A 462-nucleotide genomic window follows, 5' to 3' on the forward strand; every position below is an offset into this window, starting at 1 on the left:
CAGGTGCGTGCGGTACTGGAGTCGAAGCTGCCGGGGTACATGGTGCCCTCGGCGCTGATGGTGCTGCCGGCGCTGCCGCTGATGCCCAATGGCAAGCTGGACAGGAAGGCGCTCCCCGAGCCGGAGTTTGTCGAACAGGAGTACGAAGCACCGGTGGGCGAGGTGGAGATCGCTCTTGCAGGTATCTGGCAGGACGTGCTGGGTCTCGAACGCGCGGGGCGGCGTGCGAACTTTTTCGAGCTGGGCGGTGACTCGATACTGATCCTGAAGGTGGTGGCGCGCGCGGTGAAGGCCGGTGTGACGGTGACCCCGCGACAGCTGTTCGAGACGCAGACGCTGGCGGGGCTGGCCCAGGCGGTCGCGGGGGCGCAGGCGTCGAAGGCGCCGCCCCTGGTCGCGGTACCACGTGACGGGCCACTGCCGTTGTCGTATGCACAGCAGCGGCTATGGTTCCTGTGGAAC

Annotated in this window: 1 protein-coding gene; it reads left to right on the top strand. The window is 67.5% G+C overall.

Going from position 1 to position 462, the window contains the following annotated elements; all coding sequences use genetic code 11:
• Positions 1-462: phosphopantetheine-binding protein (locus tag FQ755_RS14325; protein WP_144155221.1), on the top strand; the 462-nt coding region annotated here is incomplete at both ends.

This window comes from Paraburkholderia sp. BCC1885 (assembly GCF_900996235.1).
In the GTDB taxonomy this organism is placed as follows: Bacteria; Pseudomonadota; Gammaproteobacteria; order Burkholderiales; family Burkholderiaceae; genus Paraburkholderia.